This window comes from Pauljensenia sp. UMB9872 (assembly GCF_030212665.1).
Taxonomy (GTDB): Bacteria; Actinomycetota; Actinomycetes; order Actinomycetales; family Actinomycetaceae; genus Pauljensenia; species Pauljensenia turicensis_B.
Genome location: NZ_JASOER010000009.1, coordinates 1 through 18,752, shown reverse-complemented (window position 1 = coordinate 18,752; position 18,752 = coordinate 1). Strand labels below are relative to the sequence as shown.

The 18,752-nt window shown below is 57.6% G+C and carries 16 protein-coding genes and 1 tRNA gene; 11 read left to right on the top strand and 6 right to left on the bottom strand.

Annotation, left to right across the window (positions count from 1 at the left end; all coding sequences use genetic code 11):
• Positions 1-549: 549 nt before the first annotated feature.
• A complete protein-coding gene (locus QP109_RS04850; RefSeq protein ID WP_442822694.1) occupies positions 550-1,416 on the bottom strand; it encodes a Cof-type HAD-IIB family hydrolase in 867 nt (288 codons plus the stop codon).
• 158 nt (positions 1,417-1,574) lie between these two features.
• Between QP109_RS04850 and QP109_RS04845 the strand changes: the two genes are divergently transcribed.
• The 6 genes from QP109_RS04845 (at position 1,575) to QP109_RS04820 (ending at position 7,852) form a co-directional block, all read left to right on the top strand.
• Positions 1,575-3,311: an NAD(P)-dependent oxidoreductase gene (locus QP109_RS04845; RefSeq protein ID WP_285023673.1), complete on the top strand. Its 1,737-nt coding sequence runs from the start codon at positions 1,575-1,577 to the stop codon at positions 3,309-3,311.
• Positions 3,304-4,605, top strand: a complete 1,302-nt coding sequence (locus QP109_RS04840) for an amidohydrolase family protein (RefSeq protein ID WP_285023671.1) — start codon at positions 3,304-3,306, stop codon at positions 4,603-4,605. The genes QP109_RS04845 and QP109_RS04840 overlap by 8 nt, the downstream gene beginning before the upstream one ends.
• On the top strand, positions 4,602-5,135 hold the full coding sequence (locus tag QP109_RS04835; protein ID WP_101628424.1) for a cupin domain-containing protein: 534 nt from the start codon (positions 4,602-4,604) through the stop codon (positions 5,133-5,135). Before QP109_RS04840 ends, QP109_RS04835 begins: the two co-directional genes overlap by 4 nt.
• Before the next feature lie 122 nt (positions 5,136-5,257).
• Positions 5,258-6,127, top strand: coding sequence for an ABC transporter substrate-binding protein (locus tag QP109_RS04830; RefSeq protein ID WP_285023670.1), 870 nt, complete (start codon positions 5,258-5,260; stop codon positions 6,125-6,127).
• A 103-nt stretch (positions 6,128-6,230) separates the two neighbouring features.
• Positions 6,231-7,079: an amino acid ABC transporter permease gene (locus QP109_RS04825; protein ID WP_040318460.1), complete on the top strand. Its 849-nt coding sequence runs from the start codon at positions 6,231-6,233 to the stop codon at positions 7,077-7,079.
• Positions 7,079-7,852, top strand: coding sequence for an amino acid ABC transporter ATP-binding protein (locus QP109_RS04820; RefSeq protein ID WP_270771852.1), 774 nt, complete (start codon positions 7,079-7,081; stop codon positions 7,850-7,852). Before QP109_RS04825 ends, QP109_RS04820 begins: the two co-directional genes overlap by 1 nt.
• Positions 7,853-7,959: 107 nt before the next feature.
• Here the strand turns inward: QP109_RS04820 and QP109_RS04815 are convergent, their stop codons facing one another.
• Together QP109_RS04815 and QP109_RS04810 are read right to left on the bottom strand one after the other, a co-directional pair.
• Positions 7,960-8,694, bottom strand: coding sequence for a hypothetical protein (locus QP109_RS04815; protein WP_229037778.1), 735 nt, complete (start codon positions 8,692-8,694; stop codon positions 7,960-7,962).
• Between the two features lie 91 nt (positions 8,695-8,785).
• Entirely contained in the window at positions 8,786-9,568 is a 783-nt protein-coding gene (locus QP109_RS04810) for an NADPH-dependent oxidoreductase (protein ID WP_285023663.1), read from the bottom strand.
• A gap of 231 nt (positions 9,569-9,799) precedes the next feature.
• On the opposite strand from QP109_RS04810, the gene QP109_RS04805 reads away from it, so the two are divergent.
• Positions 9,800-10,213, top strand: coding sequence for a hypothetical protein (locus QP109_RS04805; protein WP_285023661.1), 414 nt, complete (start codon positions 9,800-9,802; stop codon positions 10,211-10,213).
• A gap of 225 nt (positions 10,214-10,438) precedes the next feature.
• Here the strand turns inward: QP109_RS04805 and QP109_RS04800 are convergent, their stop codons facing one another.
• Genes QP109_RS04800 through QP109_RS04790 form a run of 3 tightly spaced genes read right to left on the bottom strand, consistent with a single transcriptional unit; the run spans position 10,439 to position 14,500 of the window.
• Entirely contained in the window at positions 10,439-10,909 is a 471-nt protein-coding gene (locus QP109_RS04800) for a response regulator (protein WP_270771846.1), read from the bottom strand.
• Complete coding sequence (locus tag QP109_RS04795; RefSeq protein WP_285023660.1) at positions 10,906-13,092, bottom strand: sensor histidine kinase; 2,187 nt, start codon at positions 13,090-13,092, stop codon at positions 10,906-10,908. Before QP109_RS04795 ends, QP109_RS04800 begins: the two co-directional genes overlap by 4 nt.
• A 1-nt stretch (position 13,093) precedes the next feature.
• Positions 13,094-14,500 (bottom strand): SLC13 family permease, encoded by a 1,407-nt coding sequence (locus QP109_RS04790; protein ID WP_285023659.1) that lies wholly within the window; start codon positions 14,498-14,500, stop codon positions 13,094-13,096.
• A 249-nt stretch (positions 14,501-14,749) separates the two neighbouring features.
• On the opposite strand from QP109_RS04790, the gene QP109_RS04785 reads away from it, so the two are divergent.
• From QP109_RS04785 to QP109_RS04770, 4 genes are all read left to right on the top strand, one after another.
• Positions 14,750-16,846 (top strand): ABC transporter ATP-binding protein, encoded by a 2,097-nt coding sequence (locus QP109_RS04785; RefSeq protein WP_285023657.1) that lies wholly within the window; start codon positions 14,750-14,752, stop codon positions 16,844-16,846.
• Entirely contained in the window at positions 16,843-17,619 is a 777-nt protein-coding gene (locus QP109_RS04780; RefSeq protein WP_101628415.1) for a CbiQ family ECF transporter T component, read from the top strand. The genes QP109_RS04785 and QP109_RS04780 overlap by 4 nt, the downstream gene beginning before the upstream one ends.
• Positions 17,620-17,715: 96 nt before the next feature.
• Positions 17,716-17,802: transfer RNA gene (locus tag QP109_RS04775), tRNA-Leu, on the top strand.
• 546 nt (positions 17,803-18,348) lie between these two features.
• Positions 18,349-18,576 (top strand): hypothetical protein, encoded by a 228-nt coding sequence (locus QP109_RS04770; RefSeq protein ID WP_285023656.1) that lies wholly within the window; start codon positions 18,349-18,351, stop codon positions 18,574-18,576.
• Positions 18,577-18,752 lie beyond the last annotated feature (176 nt).

Here is an 18,752-nt window from a genome sequence, read left to right as displayed (position 1 = left end):
TCGGCGAAGTGAGTTCGCTGAGAAGTGAGCCTCCGGCGCAACAAGATCACGGCGAAGTGAAATTCACGGGAAAGTGAGCCCCTCGGAAGAGCGCAACTGAGCCTCACGTTCCTTGGAAGAGCGCAGCTGAGCCTCACGCCCCTCGCCATCACACGTTAAAGCTGGTGGTCATGCGATTGATGTCGCGTGACCACCAGTTTTGTGTTTGAGAAGCATCAGTTGCGTGTTTGTGGGGCACCAGCTTTGCTCACGTGTTTCTACTGGCACCTCGTCGCGCGTCACCAACTACACCCAACGCGACAAAACCGCACATTTCAGGGCAAAAGTGTCGCGTCAGGTGCAGCCCGTGCCTGAGAACCCACCCAACCACAACACCAACTACACCCAACGCGACAAAACCGCACATTTCAGGGCAAAAGTGTCGCGTCAGGTGCAGCCGGGAACAGAAAACCAGCCTTACCACAACACCAACTACACCCAACGCGACGAAACCACGCGATTCAAACCCAAACCGTCGCATCCGGCGCAGTCAGGGTCACTTCGCGAAGGTCAGTCATCTCCTATCAGGGTGCGAACGACCTGTCCGACACCATCCTCATTGTTGGACGGCGCAATGTATCGGGCTTCCGCAACAACGTCAACGTGAGCGTTCGCCATGGCGAACGACCAGTCGGCGTACTTGAACATGGAGATGTCGTTGTGGAAGTCGCCGAATGCTGCAGTCTGCGCGGGCGTCACGCCAAGAGCGCTCTGCAGTGCGAGCACAGCGTCACCCTTGTCGACGCCACGAATCTGTAGGTCAGCCCAGTTAGTTCCAGACACCGCGTACTGGTGAGTGTCCGCGAAGTTCGCAAGTGTTGCTTCAGCCAACGGACCCACCGAGTCAAGACACATGACGGCGAGCTTCACGATGTCGTCGTCGATTTCACCGGAATCGATCATGTCGATGATCTCGTGCTGGTCGGCGATTCGTTTGGTGCGGTGGTAGTAGGGCAGGACGCCGTCAACAAATAGGTCGTCCGTGCGTTCAACGTAGGCAAATTGCTTGCCACACATGACTAGGCCACCGTTGATTCCGGTTGCGACGGCGTCACGCACCATGTCGATGGCACGGTGGATGGTTTCGTGGTCGATGGGGCTGGATGAAACTTCCTTGCCGTCTTTCATGACGATCGCGCCGTTTTCAGCGATGACTGTCATTCCGGGGCGTCCGGGGAACATGTCGAGCAACGTCCATACTTGGCGTCCTGATGATGGGGCGAACACGATCCCACGCTCATCCATGGTGTCGAGGAGTTCAGAGAGTCTCTCAGGGAAGTTTTTGTCGTCGTCGAGCAGAGTGCCATCCATGTCGACAGCGACAAGACGCAGGTCGCAGTCGGTAGCGAGGGATGATAGGTCGGTGGGTTCAAGCAGTGTCATGCTTCAATTGTCCCCGATTGTTGGGGACGTATCCGACGCGAAAGCCGTTCCTGGTCTCATTTCACGCGTGAGATTGTCGACGTTTATGCGATTGTGTTCGAATTCTTGTGCTCTGACTGTGCGTGATACTACGTCTTGCTAGCGTCGTTGGTATGAAATATGTTCGTCCTTTTGCTTCGACCTCTTCTGATTCGCGTGCCATCGCGCAGGTTGTGGTGCGTCGTTTTGCGGCGACGACGAATCTGCTGGTTGCTGGCCGCTCGTTTGCGATTCTGACGTCCGCGAGCGCGTCCTCGTCATTGTGGTGCGAGGTGTACGAGGCACTGGGATCGTTGCTCTCGGGGTTTGGCGCGCATGTCAGGTTTGTGAATTCGGTTGACGAGGCCACCGCTGACGCGGTGGTTGTACGTCCCGAAGAGGCTGACGAGCAGTCGTTAGGGCACATTAGTGTGGTGGTGGGCGTGAATGAGGCGCCCGTTGTGCGCGTGAATCCGTCGCAGGTTGGCATGTATGTGGATAAGAAACCTGTTGTTCGCCAGGTTCCTCCCCACGTTCAGGTTCTTGATTCGGACGGGAAGCTTCTTCGGGATCCCTATGATCCTAAGAATGATGCGAGTTATGCGCAGCGTCGTCTGGCGTGGGCGCGATCGTTCATGCCGGTGACGCGTGCGACGGTCAGTGATCTTGTAGCAACGGGGGCTCTTCAGGGTCGTCATGTCGGGCTCGCGTTGGTATTGGAGCCGAAGACGGCGGTGCTCGCTCTCCTGCTGAAGGAAGCGGGCGCGACGGTCAGCGTGTTTGGGCACGCAGATGAAACTCGGGACGATGTGGCGGATCAGCTTCGCGCGGCTGGGCTTGCCGTCTTTGCGGAGTCGAGCGCGACAGCGGAGCGTGAAGAAGAGCTTGCTCGCCAGTTCCTGACCAGTGGGATCGAGTTCCTGCTCGATGATGGATCGCATCTGATCCGCATGGCGCATGACGAGACGCGCGCTCCTGACGTTCTGATTACCTTGAAGGGTGCCGCGGAAGAGACGACGTCGGGGATTCGTCCGCTTCGGGGCTTTCCGTTACGCATTCCGGTGATGGCATCGAATGATGCGCGTTCGAAGACTCTTTTCGATAACGCGTATGCGACGGGCCAGTCCTGTTTGCTGACTTCTCTGGACCTCGTTGATCCGCAGTTACAGGGGGTTCCGCTCTGGGATCAGCGTTTCGTGGTTGTGGGCTACGGCGATGTTGGTATGGGCGGTGCTCGCTTTGCCCGCGCGTGTGGCGCTCTGGTGACGGTGGTGGAGCTTGATCCGGTGCGCGAACTGCGTGCTCGCATGGATGGGTTCCAGACAGCCTCGCTTCTCGATGCCTGCGCGAACGCCGATTGGGTGATGAGCGCAACCGGCGAACGCGACACGATCACCCTCGAAGCCCTGGCTGCAATGCCCGACGCGTGCGTGGTGACGGTATCCGGTGGAGTAACCGACGAAGTTGCCCTTTCAGAGGCTCTTAAAGCCGGTTGGACTTGGGTAGATAGCGATGATCGCGCAGTCGGTCTGCTCTGCGTTCCCGCGACGGCTACAGATCCTGCTCTCCCAGGTGGTGCGCAGGGGAACGAGGCTGCCCACCGCCACATCACGATCCTCGACAAGGGCGGGTGCATTAACTGCACGGCCGGCGAAGGTAACGCTATCGAAATCATGGATATGAGCTTCGCCGTCCAGGTGTCTTCACTGCGCGAACTGCTCAGGCACGAGAACCCCACACACGATCCGTTACCAGCAGGCTTGCACTCCCTGCCTGAGGATGCAGATAATCTGGTCGCACGGCGCACGCTCGATCTGCAGTGGACGACCAAACCCCAGCCAACGTCTTTCGCGAAGGAAACTCATGTCTAACGTTCAAGTCTGGTCTGCTGGACTGGTTATCCCGATTACCGCTCCGTCCGTCATGGATGGCGCTGTCGCAGTGAAAGATGGTCGCATCGAGCACGTTGGGGCGCGCGACTGGGTTCTAGAAACGCTGGCCGATCGCGGACTGTCATATTCAGAGCGCCACTTTGATGGGGTTTTGCTTCCCGGCCTCGTGAATGCGCACACGCACCTGCAGTACACGGGAATGGCCGAAGTTGGTGCCAAGCAATACAGAGGGATGCCCGACTGGATCAGCGGGTTCAACGCCGTCTACGACACAGGCGGTTTGGATTGGGGTAAAGATGCGGCGACCGGCGCGCAGATGCTCCTCGAAGCGGGCACAACCAGCGCCGCCGACGTAGTGACCGATCCCGAAGCCGCGTCCGCACTGCACAACGCTGGCTTACACGGCGTCGCCTACTGGGAGGTCATGGACTGGACGAACGACGACTGGAAAGAACGCGGGCCCGCAACCGTCAAGAAAGCTCTCGACGCAATGCCCACCCCTCCTGCCGTCGGCATTTCGCCACACGCCCCCTACTCGCTCGAAGCTGACCCACTACTCGATCTGCCCGACTTGGCGCGCAGGCGCGGAGTTCGACTACACATTCACCTCGGTGAATCACACTCGGAAGCCGAATGGGCTGAAGGCCGCACGGGCGAACTCTCAGACCTCTGGCGCACCGGTGACTCGTCGTCGTTCACGGCGATGCGCGCTCGCGGTGGCGGTTTCTCGGCGACGCAGTTCGTTGACCAGCTGGGCGTTCTCGGCCCCGACTGCCACGTTGCGCACGGCGTGTACATGACGGCGGATGATCGTCGCCGTCTGCGTTCTCGTTCGACTGCCGTGGCGCTTTGCCCGCGTTCGAACCGCGTCATTGGTTTGGATGCGCCACCCGTGGCCGCCTACCTCAATGAGGGCAACATGATTGCTGTCGGCACCGACTCGCTGTCGTCATCGCCTTCGCTGGACGTCATGGAAGATGTTGCCGTCCTATTCGATATCGCTCGCAACCAGGGGTATCGCGCGTCCGACCTGGCACGCAGGTTACTCAACGCCGCAACATTGGGGGGCGCGTGGGCCATTGGAACTGCGACGGGACCGGATCGCATCGGCCAGCTTCAAGCGGGCGCGGTGGCAGACCTGTGCGTCATTGATGTCCCTGTTTCCGACATCACGGGCTCAATCGAAGACGTTGTTCGCCACGGCGCGGGTCGCCAAGTTGAAACAGTGATCGCAGGTCAGGTCAGGTTCTCGCGCGAAGGAAGCCTCCGATGACCGGTCAGCTAGACGTTTCCACCGAGGCGATCGACCTCGTGAACTCTCTTTGCCTTGAGCCACACCCCGAGGGTGGCTGGTTCCGCAGAACATGGACAGCGCCCGCGGTCGTGGAAACGGAGGGTGGGCGGCGAGCGACCGCGTCCGCGATCCTGTTCCTGCTCGACCAGGGCATGGAAGCCCGCTGGCACGTCGTCCGCTCCGATGAGTTGTGGCTCTGGCATGGGCCGGGCACGCTCGAAATCCAGTTCGGCGGAACCGGGGACGCGCCGTGCAACCAACCCGAAACCATCATCTTGGGTGCACCCCAGGTTTCGACAGGGAACGAGGCTAGAACCCAGTCCGCATCGCCTTCACCTAATCAGGCCGGAACACCGCAGGTGCCCACCGATGCGGCGAACCCTGTTCAGGTCCTGGTGAAAGCAGGAACATGGCAGCGAACGTTCGCGCGCAATAGCGTTGCATTGGCAACGTGTGTTGTCTCACCCGAATTCACCTACGAAGACTGGAGACTCGCAGAAAACGTGTGATCTTCTTGTCACAAACGTCCGTGAAGCAAGATTGCAGACGAATCTGTACATGGTCGCCCGTAGGCTGAAGAGGTCGCGGAAAACTGCGACTGAGTTTCCATCAGGCTAACTGGAGGCATTTGATGCGCCGTTCTGTCCGTTCATTCTCCGCTCTCGCGCTGGCAACGTCTGTTGCACTGTTCCTAGGCGCATGCTCGGGTTCTGCTGACACCTCGTCGGAATCTGCCACATCGGTTACCACTCAGTCTGGTGCGCTTGAAACCGTCACCCCCGGCAAACTGACCATCGCCACCGGCGAACCGGCCTACTCCCCGTGGGTTATCGATAACGCTCCCGAATCCGGTGAAGGCTTCGAAGCAGCCGTCGCATACGCTGTCGCCGAAGAACTCGGCTACAGCAAGGAAAACGTCCAGTGGACCCGCGCAACCTTCGATTCGTCGATCGCTCCGGGCGCAAAGGACTGGGACATTAATCTTCAGCAGTTCTCCATCACGGACGAGCGCAAGGCGGCCGTTGATTTCTCCAGCCCGTACTATACGACCTCTCAGGCTATTGTTGCTGTTGAAGGTTCCGCTGCTGCCTCCGCTAAGAGCATCGCAGAACTGAAAGATGTTCAGTTCGGCGTTCAGGCCGGCACCACCTCGCAGCAGTTCATCACGAACACGCTTGGTGATCAACTGTCCAAGCAGGCTTCGATCTACAACAACTCCGACGACACTCTTGCTGCCCTGCAGAATGGCCAGGTTGACGCGATCGTCGTCGACCTTCCGACCGCGTTCTACATGACCGGCGCTCAGATCGATAATGGCGTCATTGTCGGCCAGTTCGAGGCCACCTCCAATGGCGACGACTTTGGCATTGTTCTGCCGAAAGGTTCGAAGCTGACCGCAGCTGTCACCGCAGCCGTTGATTCCCTGCGTGACAAGGGCACCCTTTCTAAACTCCAGTCCAAGTGGCTCTCCGATACTGTCGCGGTCCCGCTGATCAAGTGACGTTTCGTCAACCGCAGTTTGACTGCCGGCTCGGACGATAGCCGGCACTGATAACGAAGGACAATACGTGTCCCCAGCAGTAAACACTGATGCTACCGACGTGATGGCCGGGCTCCCCGTTTCTGACGTGGAGCTCGGCCGTCGCGCGTATCGGCGTAAGCGTGCAACACGATCGATTCTGATCTCCATGGCCTCGACACTGGTCTTCGCACTGGTCATGTGGTTCGTTATCACCCGCTCTCCCGGGTGGGAACGCACGCAGGAAACCTTTTTCTCAGGCGAGCACTTCATCAAAGCGCTCCCGCAGGTTGCCGAAGGCTTGTGGCTGAACATCCGGATTCTGCTGGTGTCCGTCATCGGCGTTGCCTTCTTCGCAACGTTGCTGGCTGCGGCACGCACTTTGGGCGGCCCGATCTTCTTCCCCGTCCGATTCTTAGCGGCTGCGTACACGGATATTTTCCGCGGTGTCCCGTTCCTAGTGGTTCTCTACCTGATTGGCTTTGGTATTCCGGCACTCAACCCGACAACGCGCATCCCAGTCGCGTTCTTGGGCACGGTCGCGCTGATCCTCACCTACACGTCATATGTTGCCGAGGTCCTGCGCGCAGGTCTGGAATCGGTTCACCCGTCCCAGCGTTACGCTGCGCGTTCGCTTGGCTTGACGCATGGCCAGACTCTGCGCCACATCATCGTCCCGCAGGCAATCCGTAAGGTTACGCCGGCATTGATGAATGACTTCATTTCAATGCAGAAAGACGTCGGCCTGATCTCGGTCCTCGGCGCTGTCGATGCGATCCGCGGGGCGCAGATCTACCAGGCAATGACGTACAACTTCACCTCGTACGTCGTTGCTGGCCTGCTGTTTATCGTCATGTCATTCCCCTTCATCCGCTTGTCTGACTGGTACACGGCACGCCTGCGCCAGCGCGAACAAATGGAAGGCACCGTCTGATGAGCACCCCCACAGCCCACGTTTCTTTGAACACCGTAAGCACGCCCGTCCTTGAAGCCAAGCGCGTCGTCAAACGATTCGGCGACAACGTCGTGCTTCGCGGGCTGGACCTTGCAGTCAATTCGCACGAAGTCGTCGTCTTGCTCGGCGCATCTGGCTCCGGTAAGTCCACACTTCTGCGTTGCGCCAACCTGCTTGAACGCGTTGACGACGGCCAGATTTTCCTTGCTGGCGAAGACATCACTGATCCGTCAGTGAACGTCGACAAGGTCCGTTCACGCATTGGTGTTGTCTTCCAGCACTACAACTTGTTCCCCCACATGTCCGTTCTTGCCAACGTCACTCTGGCGGCACGCAAGGTCCACGGATGGGATCGCGAAAAGGCTGACCAGCGTGGCATGGAACTTCTCAGCCGAATTGGTTTGGAAAGCAAGGCGAAAGAATTCCCCGATCGTCTGTCCGGTGGCCAGCAACAGCGCGTCGCTATCGTCCGCGCGCTTGCCACCAACCCCGAACTACTTCTGCTGGACGAGATCACATCTGCACTTGACCCCGTTTTGGTCGGCGAAGTTCTGGACCTCGTCCGCGAAATTAAAGCGCAGGGGTCAACGATCCTCATGGCCACGCACGAAATTGGCTTCGCGCGCAACGCTGCGGACCGCGTTGTCTTCCTTGAGCACGGTCGCATCGTTGAGCAGGGAACACCCTCGCAGGTGATCGACAATCCGCAGGAAGAAGCGACTCGAGACTTCCTGTCGCGAATCCTGCACTGACGCTGTCAGGTACGTGCAGGAATAAAACACGGATAGGGCTCCGCGCCTTGGCGCGGAGCCCACAGTCATGTTCAGGACATGCGTTGGGCAAGAGCCCATAACCCCCGCTAGATAATGGACGAATCGGTGACGAACGCGGGTCCGTTATACCCGGACTTGCCAAGCACATTCAACATCGCGCTCATCAATTCGGTGTGGGACAGGAAGCCCTGTGAGTAGTCCGCGTGCACGATCTCAATTGCCGCCATGCCGTGAACGTCATGTACCGGCTGAGTGGAAAAACGAGACAGCAACAGCATTTCAGCTTCAGCCAAATCGGTCGGGGAACCGAAGAACCAGGTACGCGCTTCCTTCTTACCTTCGATCTCGCCGATATACATGTGCGTCATAATCACACGATTGCCGGCCTGGACAATGTTCTTCCCCATGCGGGTAAAGAGCGAGATCTTCGCGCCCGAATCGAAGGAGGATTCAATCAACGAGTACGCAAAAGCGCCGAAACCGCGAACAATCAGAGCGTCCGCCAAGTCACCTAGGACCTCGTCAGGGAAAGGCTGTTCGGTGAAGTAGATGCCCTCACCAGCGCGCTCGCGTCCAGTGTTGATATCTCCCTTGCCGAGAATCTCCATATCGTAGCCAGCATCATCCAAAGCATCTCGGACTGCTTCAATCTTGGTTTCCGGATAGGGGTGAAGTACTGCCGAGTTGGCTGAATTTCGCTCGATAAAAACGTAGGTCGGGAATCCGTAGGCGAAGCCTTCCATGTCGCACATCCTCAAGGTCGTTGTGTCACCCGCATCGTTGCGCGAGAAACTACCGTTGTTTATCTCATTCGATGTCATTGAATGAAGCGCCCCCGAAGTGCTTCAGGTGTTGCGTGGCGCTTACATCAAATCTGTTGAGATTGAATGTACTCGAAACAATGGTTTTTGTTTAGAGGTCAAACCCCTGCTTGTGGATAACTCCCAGAATGTCTGAAACATGTGCACCGCCGATACCAACTTTGGTACGAACGAGAGTAGAAAATGACTCGACGCGCTTGGACGTAGCACGCAGATCGTAGTACTCGGTGATCGTCTGGTCGTATTCAGCCAAAGCTTCTCCATACGAGTCCAAGCACGGATACGTGTTATCGGCGACCGTGACCGACAGGGGCAGACGAGGCTTGTACTGAGGCGACTGGTCGGGGTGGCCAATAAGCAAGCCGAGGACAGGGAAGGTTAGCTTCGGCAGGTTAAGGGCCTCGATAACCAGTTCCGGATTCGCGTGAATTGAGCCGAGGTAGCAAGTTCCCAAGCCCATCGATTCAGCAGCGACAACAACGTTTTGCGCGCTGAGCAGAGCGTCGTGAAGAGCGGTGAGAAGCAAGTTGACCGTGTGAAGTGGGGTGTCTTCGATCCCCGCTTCTTCGCGAATTCGCGCATTGCGGTACTGATCAGCGACAAAAACCAGAAGCTCGCCTTTCGTGCCACCAACATATGACTGTCCGGAAGCCTGATGGAGCTTCTCACGAACCTCAGGATCCGTGATCCGCAGGATGGTGCACTGCTGAAGGAATGAAGAAGAGGCAGTCTGACGTGCAACCTCAAACAGTGTTGTCAGTTCTTCTTCGGTAAGCGCCTTGTCAGTGAAAGCTCGGATTGTCCGATGCCCAAGCTGAATGGCGATCGTGTCGTTTTCGATGGGTGCTGATGGGCGGATATTCAGGTCAGCCATGTCCTTCTCCATGTTCTTCGAGGCTCTTTCAAAGCATCTACGCTTTCGACGATGATCGGGTGATACACGCACGATGCAGGTCAAATCTATTCCTATACTTTCCGCCTGATTTTGCTGGTCTTTCCTTAATCTTTAGGTCTTGGCAATGATGAATGAAAGGTCACGTTTTAAATGGGACTCAAACGTGACCTCTGCGGATTCTCAAGAATAATGCACTCGTATGATTGAAAGATGATGAAGAAAACCTCTATTTCTCTGTGCACAATTGCTCTCGCAACCGCTCTTCTTGCAGGTTGCTCGTCAGCTTCAACCGAGACCACTGATTCTTCGGGTTCCGCTGCAACGACTCAGTCCGCTTCCGCGTCGACCCAGATGCTGACCATCGAAAAGGATCCCGCAACCATTTCCGACACGCTGGTGACTCTTCCGATCAAGCGCGTCCTGATTATCAAGGTTGATCAGGCAGCTGCCTCAGACTGGACCGGCACCATTGAAGATGCGTCGATCGCAGAGTTTGTTGCCGGCACCGATTCCGATGCCCCGATGATCAAACCTCTGGCTGAAGGCGACACGACCGTAACACTGACCTCCCCCGAGGGCCAGACCATCACCTTCAACCTGTCGGTCACTCCGGGCGCTCGCTGAGTCGACCACCTGAACTCAATATGACTGTCCTTGGGGGCGGGTTGCCATAGCAACCCGCCCCCAAGTTTCATATGGATACGCCCACCACACCGAGCTCCACGGAGCTCATCAGCCAGAAGACACCGCACAACTCGTCGCAACGGCAACGAATACAGTCGTGGCTGAAACGACGCGGGGCCGGGGTGCGCGATGCGCACCCCGGCCCCGGCCTCGTGAATACAGAAACTAGCGGATAGCCTCCATGATTCGCACACCATCGAGAAGTGGCATGTACGGTAGCGGATCAACCTCAGCAGCAAGGACAAAACTTGTCAGCTGATCACGCACAACGGCGCGCAGAGCATCCGCATCCCACGGCTTGGAAATGTAGTGGTCCAAGCCTGCTTCGTTCAGTGCACGGATCGTGTCATCTTGATCAGCCTGACCGGTAACCAAGACCGTGCGAGCCAGCTCGAAGCGATAGTCCTTCGTCAGCTCAATGAGGAAGTCAACGCCGGAACGACCGGGCAGCCGATGGTCCGACAAGACCAACGCCAACTGATCGTCGTCCGCCTCGATATCTTCCACCGCAGCCCACGCATCGTCCGCATCTTCGGCGACCTCAAGCCTGATCTTCGACCAGAATTCTTCAAGGTCGCGCTCGATCGCGTCGCGCACGTCTGCTTCGTCTTCGAGAACCAGAATTGCCAGTGTCATCGTTCTACCTCCATTGGTGTGGACGCTTCGTGGGTTGAATGGTCGGCGGGGGAATCTGCGCCGGTCTTAGAAGAATGGGCACCAGTGACACTCTCACTAGCAGAATCACCAATCAGCGGGAATCGCGCTGTCATCACCGTACGCCCTGGGCGAGATTCAACGGTGAGCTCGCCACCGTGGTCGGCAATGATCGACCGAACAATGGACATTCCCATGCCTAAGCCGAATCGAACCATGCCCGCCTTCGTGGTGAAGTGTGGTTCAAAAATCTTATCCACCAGTTCCGGCGAAATGCCGGGCCCGTTATCGCCAATGGCGACGCAGACGTGACCATCCTCAACCCGGGTGGTGATGTCGATCTGCGCGGGGGCTTCCCCGCGGGCAGGCGCACATTCTTCACCTTTCGCTCGCCGATCTTTGATAGCGTCGCGCTCATCGTCAATCGCTTCGGCAGCGTTGACCAGAATGTTGGTCCACACCTGCTGAAGCCTCGAGGGAATCCCCATGATCGGTGGAACATCTTCCTCGTCGCGGGTAACGACGATGTCACGCATCCTGTATCCGGTCAGCCGAATAACGTCATCGACTCCTTCACGCACATCGATGGGGTGCAGTTCTACCGCGTCAGGACGCGCGTACCCCTTGAGCGACTTCGTCAGATCGATGACGCGGTCAGAGGCTGCGCGAATAGAACGGAGCGATGAACCGATCCTTGAACCGGATTCGACAATATGTAGCGCCTCGTCTCCCTCGCGCGCCAAGGCTTTGGCCGTCGCAGCCTCCGTCACGCCGGCAAGCATGAGGCGACGCGCCAAGCGCCGGTCTCCGCCCGCCGAAGACAAGAGCGACTTCACAATTTCGCGTTCCGTGGCCGTTGAGCGAGGAGGCGCTTCCAACGCAGAGCGCATGGACGTGCGCGCTGGCTCAAGCGATGGCGACGTAGACAAAACACGGTCGACGTCTTCATTTAAGTGTTCTGCCGCGCGCGCCAGCGCAGTGATCGGATTATTCAGTTCGTGCGCTATGCCTGCCGACAGTTCGCCGAGCATCGCGAACCTCGCCTTATTGACCAATTCCGCCCTGGTGCTTCGAAGGTCTTCAAGCGTGCGCGCCAATTCTTGCTTCTGCCTCTCAAGGTCGGCGGCAAGCATCGCGTTTTCCAAGTGGAGGTCTTCGGCGCGCATCAGTCTGCGAGTCAGCGACTGAATCGCAAGCGCGGCCAGAGGGGTCGCGAGAGGCGGTTCTTCAAGCAACGCAATCGACAGCTGTTCGTGGGTCAGCCGGACAACTCGGGCCGTCGACGTTGCAGTCGCAGTGAAGAATGCGTTTTCTCGTCGAGCAAGGGAGACAAGACCAATGAGAGGGCCGGATGATGCAAGGTGCGCAAGGACTTCCCCGCCATTGGAATCGCGGTGTAGTGAAACATCGCCATCGAGCACAAGGTGGACAGCGCCAACCGGCTGGCCCTGAACGGCAAGTTCCGTTCCTGGTTCAATAACGAGGCGCGGTCTGGGACCCAGAACCTTTTCAACGCCAATAAGAAGCTCGCGAACAACATCATGCTCGCTGTGATCGAGGCCTGTCAGCAACGGACCACGTACGGCGTTCGCTGGTGGATCACCGAGAAGAAAATGGATCTCGTCATCAGTTCGACCATCTGCTTCAAGGTGGCCCACCATCGTCGAATATGACTGACCCAGAAGAAGCGGAACAGTCCAGGGAACCGAAATCACGGACGCCAAACGGTCGGACGCGGTCGCTCGTGCCAAATCGGTGTGCTCGTCCTGATCCGTCACCACCAGCCAGCGGGTGGGCTCCAGAATTGGACGACCGTCCATTTGATCCAGCAGATCATCGATCTGAGTGACCTCGGACGTCACCAGACCTAAGACCACGTGGTCAGCCGGGCCCAGGGAGGCATCGTAAATATTCAGGTCAGCGCCAGAATCAATGCGATCCAGACAAAGATTCGGGAATGCGACCCCCATATCCGTTGTCAGTTGGCGAGCAAGACCCTTCGAGTCATCACCGATGACGAGGATGTGGACGTGCGCACCCTGCTTGTGCCCTCCTTCGCGGACATTCGAGCGCTCCCACGGATCTTGCTTGTTCGGCACACAATTATGCTGACCCCGCGGAGCCTCGCCCCCGGGCGGAAGTGAATCAGAACCCAAGGTGACCATCTCAGATCACTCCGAGCGGACCCCACGTTAGCGGTGCAACGAAGGAGAGCAGGACGACGCCCAAGACACCAACAACGATGCCAACGATCGCCATTTCGCGAGTCGGCGTTGTCCCCGTCGAGTAGGCGATCGCGTTCGGCGGAGTCGAAATCGGAAGGCACATACCCAGCGAGCAACCGAGTGCCAAGACGATGGCGATTTCAGCAGCCGGCGTTGAAATCGTCGCAGCCAAGCCCATACCCATCGGGATCAAGAGGTTTGCCGACGCAGAGTGTGAAATAACGTTCGAAGTCACCCAACCAACCAGGGCGAGCACGAAGAGGAGCATGATCGTCGGAATCGATCCCCACTGGATAGAGCCAAGCATCCACTTATCCAAGCCCGTGTTACCAACGCCGGAACCAAGAGCGATACCACCTGCAACCAGCCACAACACAGGCCAGTCGAGGGCTCGAAGATCGTCACCGCTCATGACCTTAAAGAGCATCAGTGCAACGACAGGGAAGAAACCAACGATATTCGCCGACACACCGTGTAGCGATTCAGTCATCCAGAGCAGGATCGTCAGAAGCGAAACGACGTAGAAGATCTTCGCGTTTCGCGACGTATCAAACTTGGCCGTCATATCAATGTCGAACTGCGCATCCTTGGGAATGTAGCGCCACGAAATAAACAACCACGAGACTGCCAAAACGATCAGCATCAACGGAACAGCGGCAATCATCCAGTCAAGGAACGTCACGGAAATACCCGCAGTCTGCAGTGCGCCCAGGGCGATTGCATTCGGGGGCGTGCCGACCGGCGTTCCCATACCGCCCACGTTGGCGGCGACGGGGATCGACAGTGCAATGCCTGTTCTTGCCTTACCTTCGGGCAACGCCATGATGACCGGCATCATGACCGCGAACATCGTGGCGGTCGTTGCCGTATTCGACATGAACATACTCATCAGAGCGGTAATGAGCATGACGCCCATGACCGTCAAGCGTGGTTTGCCCAGGAATGGCCTCAACAGGACAGCTGAAAGCGCGCGGTCCACTTTATATTTCGCCGCGCCATCGGCCACCATGAAACCACCCAAGAACAGGATGATCACAGGGTTGGCGAGCGCTCCGAAGAAGACGGTGTATTTGGGTGCTTCTTCGGCGACGGGAATAATCGCATGGTCGGACACGAAAAGAACTTCGAGGAAAATCACCAGCGTCGCAGTCGCTGCCAGCGGAATCGCTTCGGTCACCCAGAGGAGGATCGCGGCAAGAAAGATGCCGAACATACGCGAGCCTTCGACTTCCAGCCCGGGAAGACGCACAAATAGGAAGGTGATGATAGCGATCGCTGCGCCAATCTGTCCGAAGAGTTTCAGCGGGCTAATCCCCTTTTCTTTCTTCGGTTTTTGGCGCGTAGTCATGTTCTGAGCAGAACGCGGATTCACTTCCACATGCGAGTGGCGTGAATGATGAAGGCGATGAGAGCGACTCATGGGATGAAGACCTCGTTGTCTTTGAAAATGCCGACCGTCACGCCGATTTTATGTTGCCCATCACAGAAAATCTGCTGGTTGAACAATAATGCAGAAATTGTTAACAAATAACCGATATCCGCGGGCGTGCTCTTAGCCCACTGCGCACAAACGCCCCGTTCAAGGCACACTTAAACCATGAGTAAACGGCGCACTCCCCTAGCCCCCGCAGAAGTCGCAACCGGCGGCATTCTGGCGGGACTGTCGATTGCACTCGGACTCGCAGGAACGGTCATACCCGTGCTCTCCATCTTCTTCACAATCGGGTCAACAATCCCGATTGCGATGATCACCGCCCATATGCGCCCGCGCGCCAGCCTTGGCACCGCTCTCATCACGATCCTGATGTCATTGGCAGTTGGCGGTATCCAAAGCGCGCAGACCGTCGCGCAGGCTGTCGCCGTCGGCCTTGTTGTCGGCTACCTCGCGCGCAAAGAAGCCCACCGCGCTTTCATTTACGGCGCGGCACTGTTGCTTGGCATCGCAGGCGGGGCCCTGACATGGCTCCTGCTTCTTGTACTTTCTGAATCGCGGAACCTCGTCCTTGAATCACTGCGCACAACGACCAACGGGTACATTGCCCTGATCGGGAAGATTCCCGCGCTGGCACCACAAACGGACGCCGTTCAGGCAATCATCAATACCTGGATTGAGCACTGGTACTACTGGATTCCACCCCTTGGAGGTCTTGGCATTTTTGTGTTGACGCTAGTTGCTCACTGGCTGACGATGAAGGTTCTACGTCGTATCACGATTACTGCGCCGTGGGATCCGTTGGTGGACACAGCAAACCGCGAGTGCACTGACGCCCCGACTACTCCCGACCCGTTCCCCATTTCATTGCGCGATGTCACCTTCACCTACCCGGGGTCTGATACTCCGGCTTTGCGGGGGATCACCCTAGATATCAGTGATGGCTTCACGGTGATCGCGGGCCCGAATGGATCCGGCAAGTCCACCCTCTCCCTTGTCCTCGCTGGCGCGCAACCGACAAGCGGGCACGTGATTCGACCTGGTGGCGTCGGTTTGGGGGACGAGGCCGGAACTGCTGTTGTCGCTCAACGTTCTGAGTTGCAGTTCCTCGGCGACACGGTGGCCGAGGATATTGCATGGGGAATGAATGACGATGAGCGTGCTTCACTGGACCTTCCCGAGCTTCTTCACACTGTCGGTTTGGAGGGCCTTGAAGATGCTTCTCCCCGACGTTTGTCCGGCGGTCAGTTACAGCGCCTATCTTTGGCTGGCGCTCTTGCGCGTAAGCCTCGCGTGCTCATTTCCGATGAATCCACGGCGATGATTGATTCGCGTGGCAGGCGCGAACTCCTTGAGGTTCTGCATGCTCTGCCCGCTTTAGGAACGTCCGTCATTCATATTACGCACGATGCAACCGAAGCAAGTAGTGCTGACAGGCTGATTCGTCTGCGCGATGGGCACATTGATGCTTCTGATGCACCCGATCTTCTTGAAGATACGTACTCGCAGTTCACACCTGTTATTGAGCGGAGCATTGCAGCTCCTCAGCCCTATCAGGGCGGGTCAATTAACCACCTGTGGGTGAAGAATGTCGGGCACGCCTACGATGTCGGATCCCCGTGGGAGAACACGGTTCTCAGTGACGTCTCATTCATTGTTTCGCCCGGTCAAGCACTACTGATCACCGGCGAGAACGGGTCAGGAAAGTCCACCTTGGCACGGATTCTCACCGGGTTGATGCGACCAACGTGGGGCGAGTGCACGCTTGGTGGCGACCCTGTTTCCCTTCGAGTGGGTGACGTCGGGTTAGCGCGACAGTTCGCGCGCCTGCAACTACAACGTCCAACGGTCGCAAAGGATATTTTGGCAGCCGCGAAAGTGGGTGCAGCTGTCGGCTCGTCCGATTCGACTCGCCGCCACCGAGGCGCCTCGTCGACTCTGGTTGATTCTGACCAGCTTGTCGCTGAAGCGTTGGCCGAAGTGGGACTGCCCGGCGACCTTGCATCGCGCAACGTTGATGATCTTTCTGGCGGTCAGATGCGTCGCGTCGCCCTGGCGGGAGTGTTAGCGTCACACCCGAAAGTGCTGGTGCTAGATGAACCTTTCGCTGGGCTTGATGTCGAATCGCGACGCTTGCTCAGTGACGTGTTGAGAAAGCGGAGAGCGGACGGGCTTGGGCTGATCGTCATTTCGCACGATACGGATGAGCTGATCGATCTGGTCGATAATCACCTGCATCTTGCCCAGGGGGTGATCCGATGACGCGCGTGCGTTCACGTAAGGCATATCGCCCCAGCGGATTCACTCTGCCCCGCCCGCTTCCATGGACGTCGCCTCTGACGCGTACCAGCCCGGAAGTCATGATCGTCTGCTGGACGGTACTCACGTCTTTGTTGCTGGTATGGCCGAAGTGGCCGACGCTTGGACTGGTCGCTATCCCCCTGATCCTGGCAACCGTGATCTCACGCGTTCCACCAAAGGCCGTTCGCATTCCCCCGCTCTGGTTCTGGTCGAGCATGATCGGCGGATTCATTGGCGCGTCGATCGGCGGAGGTTTCTGGGTTTTCCTGCGACTTAGCGTGCTTGCTCTGCTCGTGTTGTGGGGAACGTACCTGCTGGCGTGGACATTCTCTACCGCGCGCCTCGCAACTGCGTTGTCACACCTGATCTATCCACTGAAGTGGATTGGCGCTCCCGTTGATGAGTGGGCTGCGATGATGGCACTCGCCCTCAAGTCGCTTCCCACTTTGGGCGATCAAGCATCCGCCGTCGTGGACACTGCGCGTCTCAGAATGGGTAACGACCTGATGCGAGCGTCTTTCACGACGCTAGTGAAAGCCGGGATCGACATCATCACAGCGTGCCTGTCGGCGGCATCGCGAAGCGCCGTCGACACGGGACGCGCAATGAGTCTTCGCGGTGGCACCCTGTTCACCCGCGAAAAAGGCAGTCAACTGAACTGGCCAGACCTCGTCGTCATCCTCATCGTTGTGGCCGACATTGCGGGAATTGTTGCAATGCACCTGCTGGTGTAATGCGCGCGTGCACGCCCCGATATTCCAACACAATTGGACGGGAAGTATCTTCCATTTGACGTGCGCCCACTTTTGCCCGTAATCTTTTCAACGCACGCGCGAGTGGCGGAATAGGCAGACGCGCACGGTTCAGGTCCGTGTCCCAGAAATGGGGTGGGGGTTCAACTCCCCCCTCGCGCACCATGTGTTTCTTAGCTGAAAAGCTATCTTCGGTAGATTTGCCGACACCCCTTAAATTCACCCTTGGGTGAAGTACACCCTCTTTTCTTCCCTCCTTTTTCATTGCACCCGAGGTTTTCCTGCGAATACAGATGGAGTTCGCAGTCGTAGGTGGCCTCATCAATCATTCACGAGATCGCCCTCCACCGGCGTGCCCTTACCACTAAAAGTGGGCGCGAAACCAATAAGATGACATGCCCCGTGAAAGTGCCCGCTATAGCGCTTTATTGGGGTTAACACCCGGGTTAATGCCCGAAATGTGTATCTTTTTCCGAGCATTAGCCCAGCTTTACTGCTCGGGGATTGTTGTATGTACTTTTACCTCAAACATGCTTGGCAGAACGTAGCTTTGCGTCAAAGATGTGATGTCAGGCTCAACAGTGGAAACGTTTCCGATACTTTGCTAGATTAAATGGTGCTGGACGAGGTAAGTTCTCGGCAGCGAAACTGACACATTGCCGTGCGGGGCATGTTCAGTGCTTCGCATAGCACTGAACAAAGGAAACCAACATGGCTCACATCGTCAAGTCTGAAATCTCTCGCGCCTCTTGGCAGGCCACCGCTGATGTCACCGCTCTGGTCGTCGCAGTCGCCATCCTCGCAACCCTCGGTATTGCAGGCGCCCTCACCGCAGCTTCCCCCCTCTCCGTTGTAATCGCAGCGCTGGTCGGCCTGACTGCAATCCTGTTCGTTCCCGCAACCTACGCAATCTCGCAGCAGCAGAACGAAGCTCTCTGATAGGTAATTCGGGGCGCGCAAAGAGGCGCGCCCCCGCATGGTCGCGCGACGCACTGACGTCGCGCTTTTTGTTTGCCTTCTTCCGGTTCGTCCGCCTACGGGTTAATACCCAAAATTAGTTGCTTATGGTGGCGTGTTGTTAGTTTCTGAGCCAGCCTTTGCGGATGGTGAGGCCG

Bases quoted from the DNA above. Each gene is read 5' to 3' on its own strand.
- QP109_RS04805 (WP_285023661.1), top strand. From the start codon at position 9,800: ATGATGAAGAAAACCTCTATTTCTCTGTGCACAATTGCTCTCGCAACC.
- QP109_RS04825 (WP_040318460.1), top strand. From the start codon at position 6,231: ATGGCCGGGCTCCCCGTTTCTGACGTGGAGCTCGGCCGTCGCGCGTAT.
- QP109_RS04840 (WP_285023671.1), top strand. From the start codon at position 3,304: ATGTCTAACGTTCAAGTCTGGTCTGCTGGACTGGTTATCCCGATTACC.
- QP109_RS04800 (WP_270771846.1), bottom strand. From the start codon at position 10,909: ATGACACTGGCAATTCTGGTTCTCGAAGACGAAGCAGACGTGCGCGAC.
- QP109_RS04770 (WP_285023656.1), top strand. From the start codon at position 18,349: ATGGCTCACATCGTCAAGTCTGAAATCTCTCGCGCCTCTTGGCAGGCC.
- QP109_RS04790 (WP_285023659.1), bottom strand. From the start codon at position 14,500: ATGACTACGCGCCAAAAACCGAAGAAAGAAAAGGGGATTAGCCCGCTG.
- QP109_RS04845 (WP_285023673.1), top strand. From the start codon at position 1,575: ATGAAATATGTTCGTCCTTTTGCTTCGACCTCTTCTGATTCGCGTGCC.
- QP109_RS04795 (WP_285023660.1), bottom strand. From the start codon at position 13,092: ATGGTCACCTTGGGTTCTGATTCACTTCCGCCCGGGGGCGAGGCTCCG.
- QP109_RS04830 (WP_285023670.1), top strand. From the start codon at position 5,258: ATGCGCCGTTCTGTCCGTTCATTCTCCGCTCTCGCGCTGGCAACGTCT.
- QP109_RS04810 (WP_285023663.1), bottom strand. From the start codon at position 9,568: ATGGCTGACCTGAATATCCGCCCATCAGCACCCATCGAAAACGACACG.
- QP109_RS04780 (WP_101628415.1), top strand. From the start codon at position 16,843: ATGACGCGCGTGCGTTCACGTAAGGCATATCGCCCCAGCGGATTCACT.
- QP109_RS04835 (WP_101628424.1), top strand. From the start codon at position 4,602: ATGACCGGTCAGCTAGACGTTTCCACCGAGGCGATCGACCTCGTGAAC.
- QP109_RS04815 (WP_229037778.1), bottom strand. From the start codon at position 8,694: ATGACATCGAATGAGATAAACAACGGTAGTTTCTCGCGCAACGATGCG.
- QP109_RS04820 (WP_270771852.1), top strand. From the start codon at position 7,079: ATGAGCACCCCCACAGCCCACGTTTCTTTGAACACCGTAAGCACGCCC.
- QP109_RS04785 (WP_285023657.1), top strand. From the start codon at position 14,750: ATGAGTAAACGGCGCACTCCCCTAGCCCCCGCAGAAGTCGCAACCGGC.